Here is a 25367-nt window from a genome sequence, read left to right as displayed (position 1 = left end):
TAGGTTTGGGGGCTGGCTATGCCTCTAGGCTGGCAATCACCCGGATTTCTACCATCGCACCCGGACGGCGCAACCCGGCGACCTCAACTGCGGTCCAGGCAGGAAATGGGTCGCTCACATAGTTGGCCCGAATGTCGTTGAACAGATCAAAATGCGTGTCGAGCCCCACGTGATAGGTGGTCATTTCAACAATTGAGGCATGGGTCAGGCCGACCTCAGCCAAGACCGTGCCAATTTTGTCAAACGCGCTTCGGAACTGTTCTGATGCATCCGATGGCATGGTTCCGTCGGGACGACTTCCGGTCATACCTGTCAGGAAAACGTGGTTTCCCGAGACAATCCCAGGCGAAAGCTTGATTTGTTTCGAAATTTGATGGGATCCCGGTGGGAAAATGGCGTATTTGGTCATTATTCTTCCTATTCTACTGAATTACTGTACCAATATAGGCCGATTGGGTTGGTCGCAAATTTTAGGCGAACTATGTCCAATTACCGCGAATTCGAACAATTTTTGTCTAAATTGCGCCTCAATTCAGGGGCATCTCTTGGTTTGAGAAATCAGGCCTCCTGGCGGCAGATGTCAGGGGCAACCAAGGAGAGAGACGATGAAAATTGTACGCACCATGCTGCTGATCGGGTTGGGACTCGGCGTTTCGGCCTGTGCTGCAGTCGACGTCCCCACGCGGAACGCTCCATTTGAACAATTGCCAAGCACGGTTCTGGACACCCCCGATGGGTATCAGGCCCAGCCGCTGGCGATGAACTATCCGCCCGCAGAATCGGTCGCCAAGGCCCTGCATCAGGATCTGGCCGTCGTCGGGGAACCGTCGCAGTCGCCCCTGATCACGGCCGGTCAGTCGCCGGTTTCGGTGGCCAATGTCGTGGTGCGTGTGCCGCGGTCGTTGAAAGTGTCCGAGCGCAACAGCTATTTGCCCCGCGGCGACATCGTGTGGCGCGGTGACCCAATCGGGGACCGTCACGCACAAGTGCAAAAGATCGTTCAGGATTCGATTATCCGGGGTGTCACGCCTCTGGCAGGACCGGTCAACGTCAATGTCGATGTTCTGGTGACCCGCTTCCATGCTTTGACCGAAAAGGCCCGGTACACCACAGGTGGTGTTCATTCGATCACCTTTGATCTGAAAATCACCCAGGCCGAAACCGGCCAGTTGATCGTTCCGGTCCGCACTGTTCGCGCCGATCTGGATGCCTTTGGTGGCCAGCAGGCCATTCTGGCCGAAGCGCGCGGTCTGACCCAAAAGGTGCGGATCACCAACCATCTGGCCGAGGTCATTCGCCAGGAGCTGACCAACAAGGAAGGCTATAGGAACGCACAATTGGGGATCTATCAGCTGATGAACAATCTCTGAGCCTTCCCCCCGGATCGGAATGCAAGTATCAGGGCGCTGAAACCAGCGCCCTTTTTCTTTTGTCCGGATCCCCAAAATGACTGATCGTCCTGTTGTACGCATGAAACCCAAGGCCAACGCCCGTGCCATCCGGCATGGCTTTCCCTGGGCCTATGACAACGAAATAGTGACAGACCGGCGCACCAAAAAGCTGGCTCCAGGTGCATTGGCGGTGTTGCAGGACGAGGCGCTGACGCCCATGGGCCTGGTCACGGTCAATCCGGGGTCCAGGATTTTTTGCCGGATGTTGGATCGCAATCCCGAAGCGGTTTTGGACAAGGCATGGTTTGTGGACCGCCTGTCCCGTGCATTGCAGTTGCGGGACCGGCTGTATGATGCGCCATTTTATCGTCTGGTCCATGCCGAAGCTGACGCGCTGCCCGGAATTGTGATCGACCGCTTTGGTGCGATTTGCGTGGTGCAACCCAACGCCGCCTGGGCCGAGGCGCATCTGGACCTTCTGACCCAGGCTCTGGTCGAAGTCACCGGCGTTGACACCGTGCTCAAGAACGCATCGGGTCGAACCCGCACCCTGGAAGGGTTGGACGATGTGAGCGGGGTGTTGCATGGAACCGCCCCGGACGCTCCGGTGCAGGTGCCGATGAATGGTGCCACCTATATGGCGGATCTGACCGGTGGGCAGAAAACCGGCCTGTTTTATGACCAACGTCCCAACCATGCCTTTGCTGCGCAACTGGCCGCTCCGGGAACCGAAGTTCTGGACGTGTTTTCGCATGTGGGCGGGTTCTCGCTGGCGATGCTGGCAGCAGGTGCGGGCCGGGCGGTGTCGGTTGATGGGTCGGCGGCCGCATTGGCGCTGGCAGAACAGGGGGCGGCGGCCTCGGGGGTGGCAGATCGGTTTGAAACCCGTCAGGGCGATGCCTTTGACGTGCTGGCGGCCCTCGCCGAAGAAGGGGCCCAATTTGACGTGGTGATTTGTGACCCACCGGCCTTTGCTCCGTCGAAACCAGCACTGGAGGCCGGCCTGCGGGCCTATGAACGGATTGCCCGGCTGGCTGCACCGCTGGTCAAACCTGGTGGATATCTGGGGCTGTGTTCCTGTTCCCATGCGGCGGATCTGTCCCGATTCCGGGGGGCATCGGCGCGCGGGATTGGACGGGCAGGGCGGTCCGGGCAATTGCTGTACACCGGTTATGCCGGGCCAGATCACCCACAACTGCCACAACTGGCCGAAAGCGGATATCTGAAATCCGTATTCTTCCGGCTGTGATCGCTGGATCGGTGAAACTGGTTCTTGATACCTGCGTTCTGTATCCCACCGTGATGCGGGAGATGCTGTTGGGCGCGGCGCGGCTGGGACATTTCCAGCCGCTGTGGTCGGCGCGCATCCTCGAGGAATGGTCCAGAGCCGCGGTCAAACTGGGCCCTGAAGGCGCAGCACAGGCGCAATCCGAAATCGCACTGCTGGGGGTCGCATGGCCCCAGTCCAAGGTTGCCGCCAGCCCGGGCATCGAGTCGCGGTTGTGGTTGCCGGATGCCGCGGATGTGCATGTTCTGGCAGCTGCGGTTGCCGGTTCGGCGGATGGCATTGTGACGGTGAACCGCAAGGATTTCCCAAAACATCTGCTGGCCGAAGAGGGGCTGAATCGTTTGGACCCGGATGGATTACTCTATGACCTGTGGCTACGTGATCCAAAAGGTCTGCAAAAGGTTGGGGAGGATGTGCTGAACACGGCCAACCGTCTGGCCGGGGGCGGCTGGGCCATGCGGCCGCTGCTAAAAAAGGCGCGCCTGCCGCGTTTGGCCAAGGCGTTGTCCTGAACGCTCAGGCGTTCTGCCAGCGTTTTTCCAGTTTTTCCAGCGCGACGATACGCTCTTCGGTCTTGGGGTGGCTCATCAACCAGGCTGGCGCTGCGCCAGCACGGGCCTGAGTCAGCTCTTCGAGTTTCAAAAACAGTGATTTTTGCGGACCGATGCCAATTCCGGCTTTTGTCAGCAATGCGGCGGCATATTCGTCAGCTTCGTATTCGTCATTGCGTGACAGACGGGCAGCCAACAGCGTGGTCAGCCCGTTGGCAATCCACACTCCTACACCCGGAATGATCCGACTGAGCACGAGTGCGAGAACCGTACGCAGGGCATTCTGCCCCGAAAAATCAATCATGCGCTTGCGCGCGTGCCCCAGGGCCACATGACCCAATTCATGCGCGATGACAGATGAGATTTCCTCGCCCGAGACCTCACCCGTTTGAAATTTGCGGTAAAACCCACGGGTGATGAAAATGCGCCCGTCCGGTGCCGCCAATCCATTGACCGGGTCGATTTCGTAAATGAACACTTTGATCCGGGGCAGATCCAAAGCGGCCGCCAATTTGTCGGTCAGCCGCTTGAGCTTGGGGTCAACCAGTTCTGTCGAGCGCGTATCAAGATCGCGGTGGGTTCGCCACACCGAGAAGCGGTACATGATGACGGCATACAGAACGGCCAGCAGGATGGGGGTTAATCTGAGCATGACTCTGATATGGTATGGCTGGCCCCAAGAGGCAAGTCATCCGCCTCTGCCGGGTGCGCTGACTGAAAAGGGGCGGGAATGTGGCGACAGGCCCCGACGCGTCAAATTTGAGAATGATTCGAAGCAACAACGGCTCTATTTCGCGACAATTGATTTACAATCTTTCGAAAATTGCGAAATTGGTTCCGGATTGTTCATCAATTTTGTCGTGATTATGACTTCAATGTGCCGGCTGGCCCGCTTTGCCGCCCTGTTTGCCAGTGTTCTCTGTTTGGAAACAATGGATTGTGGGGGGTGGGCAAATTCCCCCAATAAATAGGGGAAATTAGTAAAATTTTAACTTTTTGCCGGGCGCAAAACCTGGCCATCCAGAAACAATATATCCGCGGAATATGCAGGTTTACGGAAAATCGTGGGCGCGGGGGCCAGGCGGGATGATCACAAAATCCGGTTTTTTCCTTTGTGGCTATCCCGCGCTCCGGTATCAATAAGACAGCCCAACTGGGGGGCGATGTCTGTTGGTCACGGGGGCGACCGCACTTGTTGCATCCAAAACGATGCAAGTGAGAGCGTGTCGCGTGGTGGTGTCTTGCACTGCTGGTGACATGAAATAGTACGGATCATTTGGTCTGTGCACGGTGCCCGTTTCTGCAACGGTGCGCTGCCGTCTCTCCCTTGCTTGTTACTTGGCTGTTGCCGTGTCGGTCGCCGGAACCGGTCGACATCGGTCTGTAGGGTTGCATTTTGTATCCGCTGTTTGCGGGTTTGGCATTCTGGAAGTGCCGATGAGGAGAAAGTTATGGCGAGAAACTTTGACAACCTGTATGAGGCAAAAGTCATTGGTTTGTGGGACTTCCGGGATGGTTTTGAAGAAAACGATACGGGTCTAGGGGATGGCGTAGCGCAAGATGGGACATCCGTCGGTGGGCCCGTTTTCGGCGCAGGCTGGATGAACCTGGATGGCTCGGGCCAACAGATGAATGTCGATGATGGCAACGACGGGGCCTTTGACCTCACCGAGGGAACCATCGAAACCGAATTTCGCGCCTACGTTCCGGCAGGTGGTGGAACCAACACCGTCGTTAGCCGCGGTGTGTTTGAATCAGCTGGGGCCGACGGTGGAGCCGAGGGATCCTCTGACACCGGTTACTTTGAGGTGCGCGTCACCGAAAACGGGACGGTTCAGGTCTATCACACAGATGATGGCAATACTGTCGAGCTGAGCACATCCGAGGGCTTTGCCGGAACGAATGATACCATCCGCGTCACCTATTCCTGGGAGGAAGATGGCGTCGTGATGAAGGTGGTCAATGATACCACTGGTACGACCGAAATCGCGTCGAGCGACCAGTCGGGAATGACGCTGAACATTACCGAAAGCGGTGAACAGAGTTTTGCCATTGGTGCCCGCGAGGCGACCGATGATGATTTTGACCAGCATTTTGCCGGTGCCGTGGATTATGTTGCGGTTCTGGACAAGCCGGTTCTGGGGCAGGGCAATGGCATTGTCGATGGCACCCCTGGCGATGACGAAATTGATCTGGCCTATACCGGTGACCCCGAAGGGGACATGATCGACAACGATGATGCGATCCTGCCGGGGCAGGCCCCCAATGATGATATCGTGGATGCAGGCGATGGTGATGACACCGTCTATGCCGGAGTTGGCGATGACGAAGTTTATGGCGGCGGCGGCAGTGACGAGCTGCACGGCGAAGAAGGCGACGACGCGCTGTATGGAGACCAGAGTGCCCCCGGTGGCGGTGCCGGTGGTTCCGTCCGCGAAGCGCTGTTGTGGAACGAAGGTACAACGCAGGGCGATGCCACGGTCTATAGCGAAGGCGACGACCTGGGCGGTGGTCTGACACAGGATACCGGTTCGGTAAACGTGACCTATACCAATACGGTTGCCCCGACGGGATCTGATGCGACGTTCACGACCGAAGAGCAGGCCACTGGCAATATTGATACCGGCGGTGCCCCGGCCAATTCCGGCAGCGCGATGGCGTCCTATCTGAACAATGACGGCGACGAAGCCGTGCATTGTCTGGAATTCTCCGAGTCTGTTTCCAATGTGTCGTTCCGTATCAATGACATTGACGGGCATGGACAGGTGAGCGTCCGCGCCTTTGACGAGGCCGGTGATCCGATCACCGTTGTTCTGGGGAATGGCCCCCGCGTCACGCTCAGCGATGATGATGCAGTGCCGGGCGACGATACAGGCACCAGCCAAGGGGGATATGCTGGCGCGAGCTTGCCGGATTATTCGTTGCTGGTGACAATTTCCGGGCCGGTGTCCAAAATCGAAATCGACCACGCTCAGGTGGGTGTGGAACCCACGATCATCACGGTCACCGATGTGTTCTTTGATGTCGCAACACCCAGCACCGGCGTCGACGGCGATGACACGATTGATGGCGGCGATGGCGATGACACCATTGTCGGCAATGGCGGTGATGATGACCTGACCGGTGGCGACGGGTCTGACAGCGTTGATGGCGGCGACGGCGACGACATGATCGATACGCGGGGCAATGAACCTGTACCGCTGCCCGACCGCGGATTTGACGGGTATACCGGCACGACGCCCAATATTCCGTTCGTCCCGGCCGACGGTGACATTTTTGACGATCGCGACACTGTCAGCGGTGGCGACGGAAATGACACCATTCTGACCGGTGACGACAACGACGTGATCGACGGCGGGGCAGGCAATGACTCGATTGATGGTGGGATCGACGACGACCTCATTGATGGCGGTGCAGATGATGACGTCATCATTGGCGGCGAAGGAGCCGATACCATCGACGGCGGAACCGGTGCCGATACCATCTATGGTGGTCTGGATCCGGTGTTCCCGGATGCCCTGAACATCGTCGATGACCTGCCCGGAGCGCTGGCGGATCCAGATCCAACCAATGGTATGGACGTGATTGACGGCGGAGACGGCGATGACGTCATCTTTGGTCAGGACGACGACGATGTCCTGTCTGGTGGTGCTGGCAATGACTACGTAGACGGTGGCATCGACGAAGACGAAATCCACGGTGATGCAGGCGACGACCTGCTGCTGGGACGTCAGGGCAATGATACCATTGACGGCGGGACCGGCGATGACACCCTGCTGGGTGGCGAAGGCGCGGATACCCTGGACGGGGGCGATGACCGCGACATCATCGGTGCTGGCATTGGGGATGTGATCATCGGCGGCGAAGGCGGCGATGACCTCGACACAATGATCGCCCAAGGGCTTGCTACGATTGCATATACCGATGACGATCCATCGACGGAATCCGGGATCGTTACCTTTTATAATGACGATCTGACTGTCGCCGGAACGGCCGAATTCAGCGAGATTGAAAATGCGCTGGTTATCGGGACTGCGACACCGGTTACGTCATCGGGTACACCGGGTGGTCCAGGTGGTCCCGGGACCACGGCGATTGATGGTGTGGTTGAAGGTACATCTGGCGATGACGATATCGACCTGGGGTATCTGGGTGATCCGGAACTGGACCGCGTCGACAATGACGATGCCGTGCCCCCGCTGGTTGATGAACAGGACGTTATCGTTGCTGGTGACGGTGACGACACAGTGCATGGCCGCGATGATACCGATGTCATCTTTGGTGGCGAAGGCAACGACGAGCTGTATGGCGACGGCGGCGGCGACGCGATTGATGGTGGCGCTGGCGATGACACCATCGATGGTGGTGCAGGTCGCGACATTCTGTTCGGCGGTGAAGGTGACGATGTCATTTCGGGTGGCAATGACGACCCCGATGACGGCGGCGACCTGTTGCTGGGGGGACTGGGTGACGACACGTTCAACAACGTCGGTCAGGGCGAAGTCATTGCAGGCGGCGAAGATGCCGACGGTCTGGACATTGATACGCTGGACCTGACCGGGGCTGCCGAGGCAGCCAATCCTGGCGGCTCGCTGACGGTTGAATACGACCCGACCGATCCCGAAGCCGGGACAGTCCGCTTCTTTGACTCCACGGGTGCCGAAACCGGAACGACAATCTTCTCAGAGATTGAATCGGTTATTGTTCCCTGCTTCACACCTGGAACTTTGATTGCGACCCCCAAAGGCGAACGGCGTGTCGAGGACCTTCAGATCGGTGATCGCGTCATCACCCGCGACAATGGTATCCAGGCGATCCGTTGGTTGGGGTCGCGGACGATGCAAGGCAAAGAGCTGGCACGTGCGGAACACCTGAACCCGGTTCTGATCCGCGAAGGTGCCTTGGGCAATGGTCTGCCGGAACGTGACATGATGGTCAGCCCCAACCACCGGGTGCTGGTGGCCAACGACAAGACAACGCTGTATTTCGAAGAGCGCGAAGTTCTGGTCGCGGCCAAACATCTGACCGGTCTCGAAGGGGTCGATGTGGTCGAGGTCTCAACAGTGACCTACATCCACTTCATGTTCGACCAGCACGAAGTGGTGTTGTCGGATGGGGCCTGGACCGAAAGCTTCCAGCCGGGTGATCAGACCATGGACGGTCTGGGCAACGCACAGCGCAACGAGATCTTTGAACTGTTCCCAGAGCTGCGTACCCGCGAAGGGCTGGAATCCTATCAGTCTGCGCGCAGGTCGCTGAAGAAACACGAAGCACATCTGCTGACCCATTAACCTGGGTCTGCGGGGTTCCCCGGGCGGGGCAGCTACACTCGTGTGACTCCGGGGCATACGGTTAAAGGCAGGGCGGTCTAGCCCTGCCTTTTTCATTATAAAACAGATGGTTGTGGGCGCATGTTGTCGCCAGAACGCGTTTCCGTGTCAGAAAGTTGGTCAGGCGGATTTGCGATCGCTTTCCTCTTCGGCCAACTGCAACAGGGCAGTTTCCAGATCCCGTTCCAGTTCGTTGGATCGCGCAATATAGGCCGGGTTGTCGCGGGCATGAACCCCGGGTTGCCAAAGCTGTGCAAGCTCTCGCATGGTTCTGCGGTCATGGGCGTAAAACGTCTGTTCGGCGCGGGCGGCCTCATATTCGCTTAGTCCGGCATTTTCCAGCACATAGCGTCCCGCGCGCAGCGAGCTGTCAAACATCTCTCGCACGATGTCATCCGCTCCGGCCTTGTACAATTCGTATACGTGATTGCGGTCAAAAGCGCGGGCGATAATGTGTATATCGGGACGCTGCCGGCGTGCATAGGCGACCAGCTTTGTGACCTCCTCCGCCTGATCCATGGCGGCGACCAGCACTTTGGCCTTGCTCAAACCTGCGGCGCGCAACAGCTCGGGGCGGGTGGGATCTCCCAGAAAACCTTTGACACCAAACCGCCGCATCAATTGTATGGCTTCCATATTGTTATCCAAAACAATGGTTTGAAACCCGCTGGCGCGGACCAGGCGGTTGACGATCTGCCCAAATCGACCAATGCCTGCAATGATCACTGGACCCTGTTCGTCGATTTCGTCCGGTTCCTGTTCCGGTTTCTGATCAGAGATCCGTTTGGACATGAGATCATACAGGATGAACAACAGCGGCGTGATCAGCATCGACAGGGCTACGATCAGCAACAGTTTTTCAGAAAGAACTTGAGGAAGTACATTAAGTTGAACCGAGAAGGCCAAGAGAACAAAGCCAAATTCTCCAGACTGGGCCAGACTGAGCGTGAACAACCATTGGGCCCGCCGCCGCAACCCAAAGGCACGACCAACAAAATATAGCACGGTTCCTTTGGCCACGATAATCAGCAGGGCCAATCCGATCATGTCGCCTGGATCTTCCAGAAACGCCTTGTAGTTGATGCCTGCCCCGACTGTGATGAAAAACAGACCCAGCAATAACCCTTTGAAGGGCGTGAGGTCGCTTTCCAATTCGTGCCGGAATTCGCTGTTGGCCAGAACCACGCCAGCCAGAAACGCCCCCAGGGCCGGGGATAGCCCGACCAATGTCATCAGGAAGGAGATGCCCACAACGATCAACAGCGCCAGCGCGGTATACATCTCGCGCAGGTTGGCCGCATGGATATATCGAAACAGCGGTCGGGTCAGATAGATTCCAGCCAGAATGATAAAGGCGACCGCGCCGATGGTGACAAGCGTCACCGCCCATCCCGGCAATCCCGCGACCAAGGACAGACCGCCGCCATGGCTAGAACCGTGCTGCGCCGCGCCATCAACTGCGCGCTGAATGGATCCATCGGTGGTAAACTGCAAGTCTGGGGCAACCGCCAACAGCGGCAAGAAGGCCAGGATCGGGATCACCGCAATATCCTGGGTCAACAGAACCGAAAACGCGGATCGTCCGCCGCTGGTTTGCATCAACCCCTTTTCCGACAGGGTTTGCAGCACAATCGCGGTTGACGACAAAGACAGCGCCAGGCCAATCGCCAGGGACGCCTGCCAGGGCTGCCCGGTTGCCATCGCCGCCCCCATCAGAGCCAGCGTACTGAACAGGATTTGCAAACCGCCCAGCCCGATCAGTCGGTGTCGCATATCCCAGAGCGCGCGCGGCTCCAGCTCCAACCCGATCAGGAACAACATCATCACCACGCCAAACTCGGCAAAATGCTGCAAATCTTCGGTTTCGGCACCGACCATGCCCAGAACCGGGCCAATGATGATTCCGGCCGCCAGATATCCCAGAACGGACCCCAAACCTAATCGCGACGCAAACGGGACTGCAATCACCGCCGCAGCGAGGTAAATTGAAGCCTGATAAAGGAATTCATCCATGAGGGGTCCAGTTGGTGTTCGCCAGTTTCGGTCTGATCATCCGATGCAATGCGTCGGAAACTCAACCGATAATACAGGAATTATTGCGTCTGTAGGGATTCGTGATGCAGGTGGTCTATTGTGGTCCTTACATATGCATGGAATGTGAAAATTCACGCCCGTTTGGCGCAGGAAATCGACCCACTGCCATTATTTCCCCCCAGACAGCTCAGGTCGGTAGCGGCGCGTCGCGTTTCAATTGGTCCATGACAATCTGGCTTTGCACCCGGGCGACCGCAGGGTGGGGGAGCAGGACTTCGTGCAGCAGCCGATTCAGCCCAGGCAGATCGGCGCAATAGACCCGCAACAGGTAATCGGCGTCGCCAGTCATGGTCCAGGCGCTGGTGATTTCTGACCGGGTGCTCACCAGTCGGGCAAAGCTGGCCGATTGTTCCGGGCCATGGCTGTTCAGATGTACCTGCACAAACCCCTGCACATGCAAGCCCAACTTGGACGGATCCAAGCGGGCGGAATACCCTTGAATATAGCCTTCGGTTTCCAATCGTTGCCGTCGTCTCCCGGCCTGACTGGCCGAAAGGTTCAGCCTCTCTCCCAGCTCGTGCGCGGTGAGATGCGCATTTTTCTGCAAAGCTGCGAGAAGTTTGGTATCTGTAGCGTCCAGCATGCGTAATCTCCGCAGTTTTTGATGATATATCATGAAAACTCCGCACATTGGTAATGAAACATGCGTCACTTTGCGCAAAACCTGCATCGAGAATGGGGTATTTTTGAGTCAGATAATCGAAATGTCCAATCAGGAGACCGCGCCCATGGGTCCTTTCCCGCATACCGCACCGAAATCTGTCATTTCCGCCGAAAATCCGACTGGTACGGATGGGTTTGAATTCGTCGAATTTGCCCACCCGGAACCACAGGAATTGCGCGATCTCTTTACCCGCATGGGGTTTGCGCTGACGGGTCGTCACAAATCCAAGAATGTCGAGCTGTGGCAGCAGGGAGATGTGACATATATCCTGAATGCCGATACCGACAGCTTTGCCGCGCGATTTGTCCAAGAGCACGGCCCCTGCGCGCCTGCGATGGGGTGGCGTGTTGTGGATGCCCAGGCGGCTTATGATCATGCGGTGTCCAAGGGGGCGGAACCCTATGACGCGTCCGACAAGACAATGAACGTGCCAGCGATCAAGGGCATCGGCGGCTCGCTGCTGTATTTCGTCGACCAATACTCAGATACTTCGCCCTACAATGAAGAATTCGAATGGCTGACCCAGTCAAAGCCTGCAGGGGACGGGTTCTATTATCTCGACCATCTGACCCACAATGTGTTCAAGGGCAACATGGACAAGTGGTTCAATTTCTACGAGTCCCTGTTCAACTTCAAGGAAATCCGTTTCTTTGATATTCAGGGTAAATTCACCGGGCTGTTCAGCCGTGCGCTGACGTCGCCCTGTGGCCGCATTCGCATTCCGATCAACGAAGATCGCGGCGAGACCGGCCAGATTGTTGCCTATTTGAAGAAATACAACGGCGAAGGCATCCAGCATATCGCGGTCGGTAGCGATGACATCTATTCGGCAACCGATGCAATCGCCGAAAAAGGGCTCAAATTCATGCCCGGCCCGAACGAGGCCTATTATGACATGTCCTATGACCGGGTATCGGGTCACGACGAACCCAAAGACAAGCTGATGAAACACGGCATCCTGATTGATGGCGAGGGCGTTGTGGATGGTGGAGAAACCCGGATCCTGTTGCAGATCTTTTCGAAAACCGTAATCGGCCCGATCTTTTTCGAATTCATCCAGCGCAAGGGTGATGACGGATTTGGCGAAGGCAACTTCAAGGCGCTGTTCGAATCCATCGAACGGGAACAGATCGAAAGCGGCGAGATCGAAGCTGCGTAATCAGGGCAAGACTGCTGACGAAATGAAGCCACCGCAAGCGCGATCTTGCGGTGGTTTTTTCTGTTCGGCACGAGGGCCGGGCGACAGGATCAGATTATGCGCAGATCACCCGTTGGGGATGCGCAATGTCAGGTTTCGGCCGCGTTTTTGGTATCGCAGTTCGCTGTCTCCGATGGCGACGACCTTGCCCCCGTCCACATTGTCACCGACCTTGACCTTTTTGTAGCGGCCACTGGGCAACCGGACCAAAGCCCGGCGATCAGACGGGGATCCGTAGACGCCGATCAAATTGACCTGCTTCAGGTTGAGCGCGTTTTGGAAGGTGGCTTGGCGCGCCACCGAGGCCGAAGATGGAATCTTGGGCGAGACGGTGGCCGGGGCAATTGTGGCGGCTTGTGACTGGTCGTTGCGGCTGGCCTTTTTGACCAAAGCAGCCATATTCGATGGGCGTGTTCTGGGCTTGACGGTCGCAGCCACAGCCAACTTTGTGCCAACGATTTCGGTTGCTTCTTCGGGCGTGGCGGGGGTTTCGGGTTCGGGCTGAGTCTGTGCCAATGCTTCAGCCTGCCGCTGAATGCTTTCGGGACGCAGCTTGGGGCGTACACCGGCCAGCTCGGACCGGCTGAGCCCGCCCAGCTGTGCGCGTTCGGCTTGTTCAGTCAGGTCTTCGGGACGCAGTTGGGGGCGCAAACCGGCAAGGCGCTCCCGGTTCGCATCAGTTTCGGGTTCCTCTTCGAAACGGGTCGGGGTTTGCGGTGGGCGAACAGGCGGGGTTCCCAGAAACACCAGAACCCCATCCGGGCTCAGCGTCCCTTCGGGCGTGGGATCCACCAACCCTTGATCGTTCAATCTGAAGCTGGTTCCTTGGGCTGCCGGTGATCCGACCGAAGCCAGGGAAATGTCGGTATTCAGGCTGGCCGCGTCAGGCAAGGCGACCGAATCCTGTGACAGATCCGTGCGGTCGATGGACGCGATGAACAGATCATCCAACCCGATCACCGAAGGGGTTTCGGGCTGCGTCGGCGCGTCGGCCCAGATGCCGGTGGCTGCATACCGTGCCACATTGGCAGACGGCTGGAACGGTTGCTCGGTGGTGGCAGTTTCGCCCAGTGTTTCGTCCGGTGTTTCGTCCAGTGTTTCCTTCTGTGCGTCCTGTTCGGGATCGCTCAGCGCATCCAGAACGGCCGTGTCAGTGTCTGTCAGCCCGGGCAAGGGCACTTCGGTCGGAGCCGGCAGATTGGCGATATCAGGCAGCGCTGGCGCGGGTGCCGCAACGGGCTCTGCGGGTTCACCCAGTGGCGCAATCGCCGGTTCAACCGGGGCCGTCTCGGTGGGATCCGGTGTGACCTGTGGCGGTGACTGTGTGGCCGGATCAGGCTGGGCTTCAAACAATTCACCCAAGCGACCTGTGGAAAAGAACGTGGCCCATGCGGCGATTACGGCCAGAAACAGCACAAGAACAGCGGTCAGGACCAATCCAAGGTATTTCGGTTTGCCGCCAACCCTGATCTGATCGCGTGCCCCAAACAGGGTCATGCGTTCGGTTTCGCTGGTTGCCTCCTGGCGCGGTGTGGCCCCGGGAGGGGCGTCGGCGACCGGATAGGCTTTGGGCTTGCTGTCCTGAGCGGGCAACATGTCGACAGGGGTGTTGCGCCGACTGTGGAACCCGGACAGATTTTGTGCCGGGGCATCGGATTTGGGATCAACTTCGGGCGGGACATCCAGATCGGGTGATGTAATTCCGACGCTGGGTGGTGTTACAGGTGGTGGTGTCGGGGCAGGGCGCAGAGCCGGTTTCTCGGGTGGAGCAACCGGTTGCGCCACAGTGGGGGCGGGAGCCGCCGAAGTGCGCGCGACGCCTTGCAGCGATGGTGCCGCGCCTTGATCCGGCTTCTTGCGACGGCTGGTAAAGCCCACCGCAGGCGCGGAAGCGGGTTCATCTGTGGCCGGTTGTGCCGGTGTCGTCTGAGCGCTGTCCAGCGCAGGGGCTGGTGACTCTGCAACCGGGGCAGGTGACCCGGCATCAGATTGGGTGTCGATTTTCGGCAGCTCGGTTTCGTCGTTCTCCGGCGGATCCTGGGGATAGATGGCCGGTCCAATAACCACGACGGCAATTCCATCGGGATCGACTTGATGGCTGCCGACATGTTGGGACGACCCAAAATGCGGTTCGCCCAGATACGAATTCTCTGCGGGCACGGCAACAAAGGACGTCGGGTTGAACCCGTGCTCGACAGCAAAAGTTTCGGCCTCGTCCAGGGTTTCACGGGCGACGGCAGCCACATGGGTCTGATCGCCATCCTGGGACAGATCAAACGCCAGGTCGGAAACGGCATAGGGGGTTGCCCCTTCGAGCGCTGCCAAAACCATGTCTTCGCGCGCAGACCGGTCCAGATCCCCGGTGGGCACCGACAGGTATTTGATCTGCTCGTTGGGGATGATGACCTTGCAGGTAATACGCCCCGGTTCCAGCCGCTCGGCATCTGTGCGCAATTGCGCCAGATCGTTGGCCAGATCCTCAGTGTCCAGCCCGACCTCGCCAACCAAGCGCCATCCGCCTGCCGCCCGATGCAGCAACGAAATCCCGTCAAAGGAAAGCGACAGGGCAAAACCCGGTCTCATGTTATGATCCAAACCGTCCAAACCAGCTTATCCAATCGGTTTTTGCAAACCAGTGTCACCTGTTGCGCAATCATAAAGCAGGAGTTTGCCGAGGAAAAGGAAAACACGGTCGCAACTCTTGCCGAAGGCGGGGGACCGCCCCCATGTGTTGAAGGCACAACAGGAGATTGATCCAAGTGATACAGAAAACATTGATGGCAACGGCTCTGACCGGAGCTTTGACTGCGGCTCTGACTGCGGCAGCAATGACACCAGCGATGGCAGGCGACAGCCCCCGCGTGATCACCGTTTCGGGTCAAGGCCAGGTCGAAGCCGCTCCGGATATGGCCACCATTACTCTGGGCGTGACCCACGATCATCAGGACGCCGGACAGGCGATGGCTGAGGTTTCGGCTGCCATGGGTGAGATGTTGCAACAGCTGCAGGATCTGGGGCTTGAGCCGCGTCAGATACAGACCAGCCGGGTGACGCTGCACCCGATCTGGTCCAACCAACGCCGCGACACTGACAGCCCGCCTGAGATCACCGGGTTTGCCGCCTCAAACGCCGTATCTGTCCGGGTTCTGGATCTGGAGCGGCTGGGGCCGGTTCTGGATGCGGTTGTCGGCTCGGGTGCAAATGAATTCAATGGGTTGCAGTTCGGAATTCAAGATCCAGGACCGCTGGAATCGCAGGCCCGTGCTTTGGCCGTTCGGGATGCACAGGTCAAGGCACGGGAACTGGCCGAGGCCTCTGGGGTTGCGCTGGGATTGGTTTCGTCAATCACCGAAGGCTTTGACGGGCGTGTCCTGCCAATGCAGGCAGCCATGTCAGCCCGCAAAGCTGGCACCGCCATCGCTGCCGGTGAAATGTCTGTCAGCGTCAGCGTCAATATGGTGTTCGACATTCTGGATCTGGAATGACCCTGTCCCCGGATCGAACCAAAAAGGCCGACCACCATGCTGGCGTATTCCGGCTGGTGGGACGCACAGCATAAAGGGCGACCCAGGCAATGAGTGGCCGCGATGAGTTTCATCGCAGCCACTCTTGTGATGTGAAATACGCGCCGTACAACAAGATGAGTTCTGGCGGGATCGGGTTTGACCCGGCTCCGGCTCCTGATTGGATTGCAAGTTGTGCGGTACGATCAAGATATCGGGAATCGCGACGACTTCCGGGGGCGGGGCGACGATTTCCAATTGATCCGTCGACGGGATTTCCGCTTTGCTTGCGGGCGCTTTCCATGACTGGTCCAGCGTGGAACCAACTTTTGTGCCAGCTTAAAACCTGGGTCGTTAGAACACGCAGTAGAGATCCGGCCCATCTTCACCTTCCGCCGCTTGCGCGCGTCCAGCTCGTGGCGCATTGCGGGCGTGCGGGTCTGTGGTGAACGTCGTGCACGAGTCGGTATCTGGATACACTCGTCTGTTCCCGGGAAGCCGAGGGAGCGCGGCATCAGTTTTGCGGCTTTCCCAATGTTGTCGATTTCATTGTATGGCACCGTAGACCCCTTTCGGTTCGAAGACGTTGTGGTTGATCCGGAAGATGTTGAGGATCGAGATCAACATCGCGGGATTGAACAGAGCTCCCTGAACCCAACCCGGGTGCCTCTGCTACCAGCTCTGACCGCCCGGCCGAGGCGGTCCCATGGCACGTTCATGAAGGTGCGCGCCGGTTGTCCGAGGTGGTTTTTTGCCCGGCGTGTAGAAGCGAGATCGACGATCGGGCACCCTTCTTGCCCTTGCAAGGCGTGTGCAGGGCGCGGACGGTGCCGGTGTTGCCTTCTTCCCGGTGGCCTTGCCTTTGCTGTCCCGGGTCCGCTGATGTGTGCCATTCGGCGAGACCTCGTTCGGAGCCGCAAGAATGCGCGTGCCACAGGCACCACAGGCGGGGCCGCCCAGAATACCAGCATGATCGCCCGCGCCGCTCGACCTCCTGATCGAGAGGCGCGGGCGATACGGGCGAGAATTCGCTCTCGCAGACCTTCCCTCGCGGGTATGCACCTGGACCATGCTTGGCGGCGGTCACCATCTGGTCCGGCGTGAGGCTTGGGTGTTTTTCTTTGGGCTGAATGCTGCCTGATGCGTACGAAACTTTTTCCGCGCCCTTGTTTCAAATGCAGTAATCCGGGGGCAACTAAATCTCATAATAAATCAACAGCCTGCCGCGTTTCCGCGGCAGGCATGATGGTGGAAGTGTTCCACTGGGTGGCATGCGTCAGCACCCAGCCCGGCCTTTTCAATCAAGCCAGGGACCAGATCAGCTGCAGGCTTGGGTCAATGCCTGATCCAGATCCGCGATCAGATCTTCGGCGTTTTCGATCCCGATCGACACCCGCACCACATTGGCACCTGCGCCGGCGGCTTCCTGCTGTTCCGGGGTCAGTTGCCGGTGCGTGGTCGATGCCGAATGGATGATCAATGACCGCGTGTCGCCCAGGTTGGCCACGTGGCTAAAGATCTCCAGCGCATTGACCAGTTTGACACAGGCGTCATAACCGCCCTTGACCGCAAAAGTGAACAATCCCCCGGTGCCTTTGGGATAACAGGTCTTGGCACGCTCGGCGTAGGGCGAAGAGTCCAGCCCGGCATAGGTCACATAGTCGACCCGGTCATCGGCTTCCAACCAGGAGGCGACCGTTTTGGCGTTTTCACAATGGCGCTGCATCCGCAACGACAGGGTTTCAATCCCCATCAATGTATAATGCGCTGCCTGCGGGTTCATGGTCATGCCCAGATCGCGCAATCCGATGGCAATACCGTGAAAGGTGAACGCCAACCCGCCAAAGGTTTCGTGAAACTTCAACCCGTGATAGGCCGGTTCCGGTGCGCTCAGCGACGGGAACTTGTCGTTGGCCGACCAGTCAAAGTTGCCAGAATCCACCACACAGCCCCCGGTGACTGTGCCGTTTCCGGTCAGATATTTGGTGGTCGAATGCACCACCAGGGTGGCACCCTGTTCGATCGGGCGGCACAGATAGGGTGTGGCCGACGTGTTGTCGACAATCAGCGGAATGCCTGCTGCGTCCGTTACATCAGCCACCGCGCGAATGTCGGTCACATACCCACCCGGGTTGGCGATGGATTCACAGAACACAGCGCGTGTGTTTTCATCGATGGCATCGCGCACCGCGTCCAGATCATCGGTATCGACGAATTTCGCCGACCAGCCGAACCGCTTGATCGTCTGGCTCAGCTGCGTGACGGTGCCACCATACAGACGGGTCGAGGCCACGACGTTGCAGCCGGGCTGCATCAGCGGAAACAGCGCCATGATCTGCGCCGCATGACCCGATGAACAGCAGACAGCACCGACACCACCTTCCAGGGTGGCAATCCGTTCCTGCAAAACCGCCACGGTCGGATTGGTCAGGCGGGAATAGATGAACCCGACTTCCTGAAGGTTGAACAACGCCGCCGCATGATCGGCATCCCGAAACACATAGGCTGTGGTCTGATAGATGGGTGTCTGGCGGGCACCGGTGGCCGGGTCAGGGCGGGCCCCGGCGTGAATTTGCAATGTATCAAAACCGTGGGTGGGTCCGTCGGTCATGCGAAGTATCTCCCTATGAAAATGGTGAATTCGGTGTAGGACACCCGATTTTCGGACACAACACAATCAGTGCAAACAGGAATATTTGTCTGACATCACAGCTGCATTGGGAACATTCGTTTTTCGTGCTGTGGGGATCTGCTTCTTTCTGGTTGAAATACCTCGGGGGGAGACACAGCCACTGGCTGTGTCGGGGGGCAGAGCCCCCGATTTCACCGCATCCAGAATCCGTTGGATTTGATCCTGTTGCGAATGGCCTGTTCCCGTCGGGGCAGATTGTCCTGATCGAACATCGCCCGGACCTTGTGGCCGCGCCCCTGAAAGATCATGCGTTTGATCGGGTCATAGGATTTGAGCACCTTCTTGATCCGATTGGGTGCCGTAATGGTTTCCAGCACGTCGACAACATGATCGCTCTCGCGCGCATAAAGCAGCGGTAGATGCCGGTAATGACAACTCACGGTGCCATCCAGATACCCATCAGGCAATGCGTCGCGTCCGCCACCAAAGGAGTGAATGACCAGCGGCAGCGCCACCTGGTCCAACCAGGGGTCCAACGTTTGCCCCACCAGTTCGATCGGGGGGGTGGTCAGGATCGATTGGGCATACACCAGAAATCGTTTGCCAAACGCGCGCGGGCAGGCCCCAAAGAAATAACCCGCATTGAAATACAGATACCGTCGCCAATATTCATCCGGTTGGCTCAGATCGAGGCTGGATTCGAAATCCAGCCCAAAACGCTGATACAGCGACTGCCAGATGCCGTGGTATCCTGGACCATACAGCGTCGGCTTGGGCCAGGTGCCTTCGCGGCGCAGCGAGGCCCCCGGGCGTTTGAAGTCAAAGGGCACGTCGCTCAGCTCGCCGGTGATCAGCGTGTCGGTGTCAAAGAACACGAAGGGTTCGCGTTCTGGCATCGACATCAGCGCTTCGATCTTGTTGCCATTGGGATAGGGTTTGCCAAAAACCTTGTTCTTGAACGGCAGAATCTCGGCCCCCAGAGCCTCCAAAATCCCCAACACCTCTTTGCTGCGGATTGACGGGTCAGTGTCCCACAGGGGGCCAGGTTGTGGGACAGCCACAAACAACCGGCCCTGAAAGCCGGGGGAATACTGGCGCAAAGAGGCTGCAAACAGGATGGCTTCATATTGTAGCCGCCCGGATTGCCCGACAATCAGGATATTGAAGGATTGGCGCGTAGCCTGTTTTCTTGCCATACTGATTACCAGCCGCTGTTTTGCGATGCGGTCCCTGCTCTGGCAGGCAGTATAAGACGGGAGTGCGCAGTCCAAAACCCCGCGTAGCCCCGGATGTGAATTTTTTGGGGATACCCCGGACAAGGCTCCGGCCCGGAGCAGGAGGATTGGGATCATGTTTGAATTTCTGGCGTTTGTCGTCGCGGTCATCGTGCAATCGGTACCTGCAGGCGATTCTGGGGCCGGCACGCAGGTTGCCGGAGATCAGGACACAATGGTGACGGCGCAGGCTGAAGCCGAGGTTGCCGCCACTCCCATGTTCCTGGCACCCGCGCAATCGGGCGACCAATCCCAGGCCGAACAGCCGGCGACGCCATCGTTTCTGGGTAGCGCGCCAGCAGCACCTGCCGGTGAACCGGCTCCGGCCACGGCCTTTCTGGGCAGTGCAGCATCCGGTACGGCATCTGGCGCAGCATCTGGTGCGGCACCGGCAGCTTTGCAGGCCGAACCACAGGTGCCCAGCGGGCGGTTTACCACCGCGGTAGAAGTCAAACCGATCCTGTCCATGACCAAGGCGAACTGGATTTCGGTGCGGGAATTCAACGGGGAAGACCTGTTGTATGTGACCCATCTGTGGTCCTGGCGCTGTGGATTGCTGGAGGTCAAGGTCGGCGTGAACGGCGACACCCCACAGCCCTGGCCATTGCCCCCCTGTCACCTGAATGACCCAACACCAAATGCGATCAAGGAAAGCGACGGGTTGCCGTACCGCAATTTTGGGTTGGGGCAGGTGGCTCTGGTCGAAGTGCATGTGACCTATGACGACCTGAGTACCGAAAACGTCAAATTCAACCGTCAAGGACTTCCGCTGCAATAATTGCCCCGGCGCGGGTCAGACACCCAGCCGGTTCAGCCGCGTTTCGACCATGGGACGATAGCCGGACCCGAATAGGCGCAGATGCACCAGCGCGGGCCACAGCTGATAGATCGCTTCACGTCTGGCATACCCCGGAGCAAGGGGGCCATAGGCCGCAAAAAAGGCAGGGTCCGGTGTGGCAAACAACGACAACATGGCCAGATCGACTTCGGCGTGCCCATGATAGCAGGCCGGGTCAATCAACCACGCAGATGATCCTGTCGAAAAGAGGATGTTTCCCACCCAAAGGTCCCCGTGTAACAGGGACACAGGCGGCGACTCAGGCAGGTGATCAACGAGCTGGGGTGCCAGGCGTTCCACGCGGCGGCTTAGGTCCAGGGGCAGGGTGTCCAACCCGGCCAGCAGGCGATTTTCACACCAGAACTGGGGCCAATTCGTAGTTTGTGTATTCGCGATGGTGACGGGGCCAAAGGCATAGTCGTGCTGCCAGCCAAAGGCGCGCTGTCGAGGCGCATGCAGGTGACGTAGCATATGCCCCAAATCCTGCCAGCCCAAAGAATTGGCAGGAATTTCTTCCAGCCGCTCCATGAGGATCAGCCCCGGTGACACCTTCAACACCTGTGGCACCCGCGCACCGGCTGCCGCCATGGCATCCAACATGCGGGCCTCGCGATCCACAAGAGTACCGGTTTTGGCAACGATGTGCCTGCCATCGCCCAGCTCGACCTCGGTGACGACCGACAGATTACCCCCGTGCAGGGGACGCAGGCCCGTCACCTTGGTGTCGAGCAGTGTTTCAACTGTCAGTCGCAGGTCGCCGTGGGTCACGCGTCTGGCAAGTCGATCCGGGCATCCCCTGCCGTCATGCCGGGTCGGGCCCGGTCAAACCGCAGATATGCAATCCCGACCGTGTCTGTATGGGTGAACAATGTGCCTGCGACTTTGCCCTCTGACAGGATTTCGGTTCCAACATCGGCGTCGCCCTGAATGCGAACCTGGCGCAGGCCCTTGCGCAATTCGGTTTTGTGCTTCATCCGGGCGGTGACCTCTTGGCCGACATAACAGCCCTTGCGGAAATCAACCCCGTTCAAGCGTTCAAAGCCCGCTTCCAGGATATAGCTGTCCGCAGTCAGTTCAATGCCGGTTTCAGGGATGCAATGGGCCACCCGGATGGCGTCCCAATCGCTGTCATCGGTCCCCGTTGCATTGCCATACAGGCGCCAGCCCAGATCCGTGTGGCGCGGATCGGCAAAAGCAGATTGGGGTGCCGGGCCGGTGCCGCGTGTCACCCCCAGGTCGGTCATCTCGATCTGAACATCGGCCCGCAGCCGGTACATGCCCAACCGCTTGACCAGGCCATCGGCCAGATCCGCGGCCACATCCAGCAAAACCGCATCGCCATCCGGCACCAGAAAGAAGTCCGCCAGATATTTGCCCTGTGGTGTCAATAACGCCGCATAGACCAATCCGTCGTTCAGCTTGGTGACGTCATTGGTGACAAGCCCTTGCAGGAAGTCCCTGGTGTCTGTTCCGGTCAGACGCAGAATGCGGCGCGTGGTCATGAGTACCCTCGGTTTCGATGGTCAGCTGTGTCTAGGTGATATAGGAACACAGGTGCAAAAGAACAGGACAAACCACCCCCATGCCTGCTGAGATTTCGGTGATCATCCCAACCTTGAATGCCGAGGCGGAACTGCCGGGCTGCCTCGAGGCCTTGATGGAGGGGCTGCATGCGGGGTTGATCCACGACGTCATCATAACGGATGGCGGGTCGCGGGATGCGACATTGACCATTGCAGAAGAGGTCGGAGCCAAGATTGTTGGCGGCCCAGCATCGCGTGGCGGGCAACTGCGCCGCGGCTGTGCGCGCGCCCGGCGGCCGTGGCTGTTGGTTTTGCATGCGGATACGCGGTTAGAGGAAGGATGGTCCGTTTCGGTTGCCGAACATCTGAACCGCGGTGCATGTGAGCCGGCCTGTTTCCGGCTGCGATTTCGCGCCACCGGTTTTGGTGCAGCCTGGGTCGCGGGGTGGGCGAATATACGCACCAGAGTGTTCGGGTTGCCCTATGGCGATCAGGGGCTGCTGGTCTCTCGCGAGGTCTACGAGACCGCTGGTGGCTACCCGGATCAGCCCTTGATGGAAGATGTTGCGCTGATCCGAAACCTGCCGCGAGCGATCATGCTCCCGTCCGCCGCCTGCACGGGTGCCCAGCGGTATCAGGCCGCCGGCTGGTTCAAACGGGGGGGACGCAACCTGTGGACCCTGATCCGGTATCTCTGCGGCGCTGACCCGCAGGTGTTGGCAGACAGCTACCGCAAACCATGACCCAGGGCTCCCGCCCGGCATCGGTGCATTTCATGCCCCTTGCCCGTTGGGCCGGGCAGTGCGCTTTGCGCACTGCGGTGCGTCGATGCCCACGCGATTCGCACAGGCTGGCCAAGCTTTTGAAATCTTTTTGGATGGCTTGGGGCAGCTTGGTTCGGGCCTGGCGCGCGCACCCGCTTTGAACCGGCCTGAATAATACGGGACGGGACAGTTTGGGGCGGCAGTGCGCAGCACTGCCTGGCCCAACGGCTGTGTCTGCATCTTTGATGCTGGCACAGCGGGCGGGAGCACTCCGGCGGTTTTGGTGCCGCAGGTGTCAGATGCCGAACATCCGCGTGGTCAGGCGTCGCAGCCAGTGGCTTCTTGGCCGGGTCTCTGCAGGATCATCGCGGATCTGGGCGGCGACGCCTTCCGGGTCCACCAACGTCTTGCCGTCCTGGAACTGCAACCGATAGAGGTCGGCATAGATACCACCTCGGGCCAACAGTTCGTCATGCGTGCCCTGGTCGACCACCTCACCGCGTTCCATGACGACGATCAGATCTGCGGACCGGATCGTCGACAGGCGGTGTGCAATGACCAATGTGGTGCGCCCACCGGACAGCCGGTCCAGGGCTTCCTGCACCACCTTCTCAGATTGCGCGTCCAAAGCCGAAGTCGCTTCATCCAACAGCAAGATCGGCGTGTCCCGCAAAAGCGCGCGTGCAATCACCACCCGCTGACGTTGCCCCCCCGAAAGGGCGGACCCGCGCGGGCCGACTTGGGTGTCCAACCCATCGGCCAGCTTGGGGAGGAAATCACTGACATGGGCGGCGTCCAGCACCTTTTTTAACGTCGCATCGCTGACGTCCGTGCGTCCCAACAGAATATTTTCGCGCAGAGTTTCGTCAAACAATAGCGCCTCCTGCGTGACCACTGAATAGAGGTTGCGCAGCTCTCCCAGATCCATGTCCGCCACGGCCACACCGCCAACGCTCACGCGGCCTTCCTGTGGATCGACAAGACGTGTCAACAGGTTGAAAATCGTCGATTTACCGGCACCGGATGCGCCAACCAACGCGACCGTCTTTCCCGGCTCCGCGGTCAGGCTCAAATTGTTCAGTACTGTTGAATCACCGTATTTCAGGGTCACATTGTCCAACCGGATGTCGGGCAGGCCAGTCGGGGCCGCAACGGGATTTTCCGGAGAGGTCAGCGTGATTGGCGCATCCATAAGCTCCTTGATCCGTTCCAGCGCCGCGGCGGCGACCTGCCAGGTGCCGCTGACCGAGGCGAGACGACGCATGGGATCAAAGGCCAGACCAATGGCGGTGAAAAAACTCATGAACTGGCCAACTGATTTTTCGCCCTGAATGATTTCAGAGCCGCCATACAGCAGCACCCCCATGAACCCGAGCCCGGCCATGAAATCAATCATCGCTGTGAGAGACGCCGCACCAAAGATCACCCGCACTTCCGAGCGGACAAAGCCATTCATGTGGGTGTTGAACCGTCCGGCTTGATATTCTTCCAGATTGTTCAGCTTGACCGGGACAATCCCATGAAAGATCTCGTCCAACCGGGTGGCCAGCGTGGCTCCCAGATCGCGGGCCTGAGCCGCCTTTTTGCGTACATACCGCTGGGCGACGGCAATCGGCAGCAGCAGCAACGGCAAACCGCCCATCATCACCGCTGTCCAGGCCCAGTCCACATTGATCGCAACGGCCATCAGAACGACCAGAGACACAGCATCGCGACCGGCACCGGTGATGATCACTTGCCAGACCTGGTTCACGGCAGACACATCACTTTGGATTCGTTGAATCAAAAAGCCCGGCGGGTGGGTCTGGTGAAACGACGGGTCCTGTCGGATCGTGCGATTCAGAATATCCATGCGCAGATGGGCTGCGGTTTCCTGGGAAATCCGGGCCAGAAGCACTTTTTGACCACCACCAGCCAGCCCCCGCAGGGTGAAGATGATCAGAAACGCCAGGCTGACCCAACCCAGAGATCCGGTGTTTCCCTTGACGAAAATCTCGTCAAACATCGGCTGCATCATATAGCTGACGGCCCCGACCATGCTGCCTTCGAGCAGCATGAACATGAGCGCAACACCCAGAAGTCCCAGATGGCGATGCAGGTACCCGGTCCAGACCCAGCGCATCAACCCGGCAGAGGAGGCAGGTTTACGGCTCATATAGATGGCTCCATCTGTTGGGAAGAGGGCAAGCGCCGCACCATGCGGTGACCTCGGGTTTTATGCCCGGGCCATTTAAGCAGCTGTGTCGGCGGGTGCAAGCTTTGCCCGGGGGGGGGGAGGGTCAGGCGCGTTCGTGATGCTTTGTGAAACATCCCAGAT

The 25367-nt window shown here is 58.8% G+C and carries 18 protein-coding genes; 8 read left to right on the top strand and 10 right to left on the bottom strand.

Translation table 11 applies throughout. From position 1 onward, the window contains the following. Nucleotides 1-16: 16 nt before the first annotated feature. Nucleotides 17-409, bottom strand: coding sequence for a RidA family protein (locus K3727_13595; protein ID UWQ89839.1), 393 nt, complete (start codon nucleotides 407-409; stop codon nucleotides 17-19). 196 nt (nucleotides 410-605) lie between these two features. Between K3727_13595 and K3727_13590 the strand changes: the two genes are divergently transcribed. The 3 genes from K3727_13590 to K3727_13580 all read left to right on the top strand — a co-directional run bounded on the left by K3727_13590 (nucleotide 606) and on the right by K3727_13580 (nucleotide 3191). After that, nucleotides 606-1370, top strand: coding sequence for a hypothetical protein (locus tag K3727_13590; protein ID UWQ89838.1), 765 nt, complete (start codon nucleotides 606-608; stop codon nucleotides 1368-1370). A 76-nt stretch (nucleotides 1371-1446) separates the two neighbouring features. Next, nucleotides 1447-2640, top strand: coding sequence for a class I SAM-dependent rRNA methyltransferase (locus K3727_13585; protein UWQ89837.1), 1194 nt, complete (start codon nucleotides 1447-1449; stop codon nucleotides 2638-2640). Between the two features lie 11 nt (nucleotides 2641-2651). Continuing rightward, nucleotides 2652-3191 (top strand): PIN domain-containing protein, encoded by a 540-nt coding sequence (locus K3727_13580; protein ID UWQ89836.1) that lies wholly within the window; start codon nucleotides 2652-2654, stop codon nucleotides 3189-3191. Between the two features lie 4 nt (nucleotides 3192-3195). Here K3727_13580 and K3727_13575 read toward each other — a convergent pair whose 3' ends face one another. Further along, on the bottom strand, nucleotides 3196-3882 hold the full coding sequence (locus K3727_13575) for a M48 family metallopeptidase (GenBank protein UWQ89835.1): 687 nt from the start codon (nucleotides 3880-3882) through the stop codon (nucleotides 3196-3198). A gap of 1570 nt (nucleotides 3883-5452) precedes the next feature. On the opposite strand from K3727_13575, the gene K3727_13570 reads away from it, so the two are divergent. Next, the gene (locus K3727_13570) at nucleotides 5453-8521 is read left to right on the top strand and encodes a Hint domain-containing protein (GenBank protein ID UWQ93378.1); all 3069 of its coding nucleotides are present in this window, start codon (nucleotides 5453-5455) and stop codon (nucleotides 8519-8521) included. Nucleotides 8522-8680: 159 nt separating this feature from the next. Here the strand turns inward: K3727_13570 and K3727_13565 are convergent, their stop codons facing one another. Together K3727_13565 and K3727_13560 are read right to left on the bottom strand one after the other, a co-directional pair. Continuing rightward, nucleotides 8681-10573, bottom strand: coding sequence for a monovalent cation:proton antiporter-2 (CPA2) family protein (locus tag K3727_13565; protein ID UWQ89834.1), 1893 nt, complete (start codon nucleotides 10571-10573; stop codon nucleotides 8681-8683). Nucleotides 10574-10781: 208 nt separating this feature from the next. Next, entirely contained in the window at nucleotides 10782-11237 is a 456-nt protein-coding gene (locus K3727_13560) for an Lrp/AsnC family transcriptional regulator (protein ID UWQ89833.1), read from the bottom strand. A gap of 145 nt (nucleotides 11238-11382) precedes the next feature. Between K3727_13560 and hppD the strand changes: the two genes are divergently transcribed. Beyond that, entirely contained in the window at nucleotides 11383-12477 is a 1095-nt protein-coding gene (hppD, locus tag K3727_13555; GenBank protein UWQ89832.1) for a 4-hydroxyphenylpyruvate dioxygenase, read from the top strand. A 105-nt stretch (nucleotides 12478-12582) separates the two neighbouring features. On the opposite strand, the gene K3727_13550 is transcribed toward hppD, so the two are convergent. Further along, nucleotides 12583-15099, bottom strand: coding sequence for a hypothetical protein (locus K3727_13550; protein UWQ89831.1), 2517 nt, complete (start codon nucleotides 15097-15099; stop codon nucleotides 12583-12585). Nucleotides 15100-15293: 194 nt separating this feature from the next. Here K3727_13550 and K3727_13545 point away from each other — a divergent pair, with 194 nt between their 5' ends. Then, nucleotides 15294-16001, top strand: coding sequence for an SIMPL domain-containing protein (locus tag K3727_13545; protein UWQ93377.1), 708 nt, complete (start codon nucleotides 15294-15296; stop codon nucleotides 15999-16001). Between the two features lie 1336 nt (nucleotides 16002-17337). On the opposite strand, the gene K3727_13540 is transcribed toward K3727_13545, so the two are convergent. Continuing rightward, entirely contained in the window at nucleotides 17338-18630 is a 1293-nt protein-coding gene (locus tag K3727_13540; protein UWQ89830.1) for an O-acetylhomoserine aminocarboxypropyltransferase/cysteine synthase, read from the bottom strand. Between the two features lie 212 nt (nucleotides 18631-18842). Then, entirely contained in the window at nucleotides 18843-19847 is a 1005-nt protein-coding gene (locus K3727_13535; GenBank protein UWQ89829.1) for a hypothetical protein, read from the bottom strand. A 475-nt stretch (nucleotides 19848-20322) separates the two neighbouring features. Here K3727_13535 and K3727_13530 point away from each other — a divergent pair, with 475 nt between their 5' ends. Continuing rightward, nucleotides 20323-20703 (top strand): hypothetical protein, encoded by a 381-nt coding sequence (locus tag K3727_13530; GenBank protein ID UWQ93376.1) that lies wholly within the window; start codon nucleotides 20323-20325, stop codon nucleotides 20701-20703. Between the two features lie 15 nt (nucleotides 20704-20718). Here the strand turns inward: K3727_13530 and K3727_13525 are convergent, their stop codons facing one another. Beyond that, nucleotides 20719-21516: a fructosamine kinase family protein gene (locus tag K3727_13525; GenBank protein ID UWQ93375.1), complete on the bottom strand. Its 798-nt coding sequence runs from the start codon at nucleotides 21514-21516 to the stop codon at nucleotides 20719-20721. Nucleotides 21517-21527: 11 nt separating this feature from the next. Then, entirely contained in the window at nucleotides 21528-22265 is a 738-nt protein-coding gene (locus K3727_13520) for a folate-binding protein (protein ID UWQ89828.1), read from the bottom strand. Nucleotides 22266-22345: 80 nt separating this feature from the next. Between K3727_13520 and K3727_13515 the strand changes: the two genes are divergently transcribed. Then, complete coding sequence (locus K3727_13515; protein UWQ89827.1) at nucleotides 22346-23029, top strand: TIGR04283 family arsenosugar biosynthesis glycosyltransferase; 684 nt, start codon at nucleotides 22346-22348, stop codon at nucleotides 23027-23029. Between the two features lie 316 nt (nucleotides 23030-23345). On the opposite strand, the gene K3727_13510 is transcribed toward K3727_13515, so the two are convergent. Then, nucleotides 23346-25205 carry an ABC transporter ATP-binding protein/permease gene (locus K3727_13510; protein ID UWQ89826.1) on the bottom strand — a complete coding sequence of 620 codons (1860 nt, stop codon included), beginning with the start codon at nucleotides 25203-25205 and terminating at the stop codon, nucleotides 23346-23348. Nucleotides 25206-25367 lie beyond the last annotated feature (162 nt).

Source organism: Rhodobacteraceae bacterium M382 (assembly GCA_025141015.1).
Lineage (GTDB): Bacteria > Pseudomonadota > Alphaproteobacteria > Rhodobacterales > Rhodobacteraceae > Aliisedimentitalea > Aliisedimentitalea scapharcae.
Note: the sequence above shows the minus strand (reverse complement) of the source record. Positions and strands in the feature narration are given on the sequence as shown.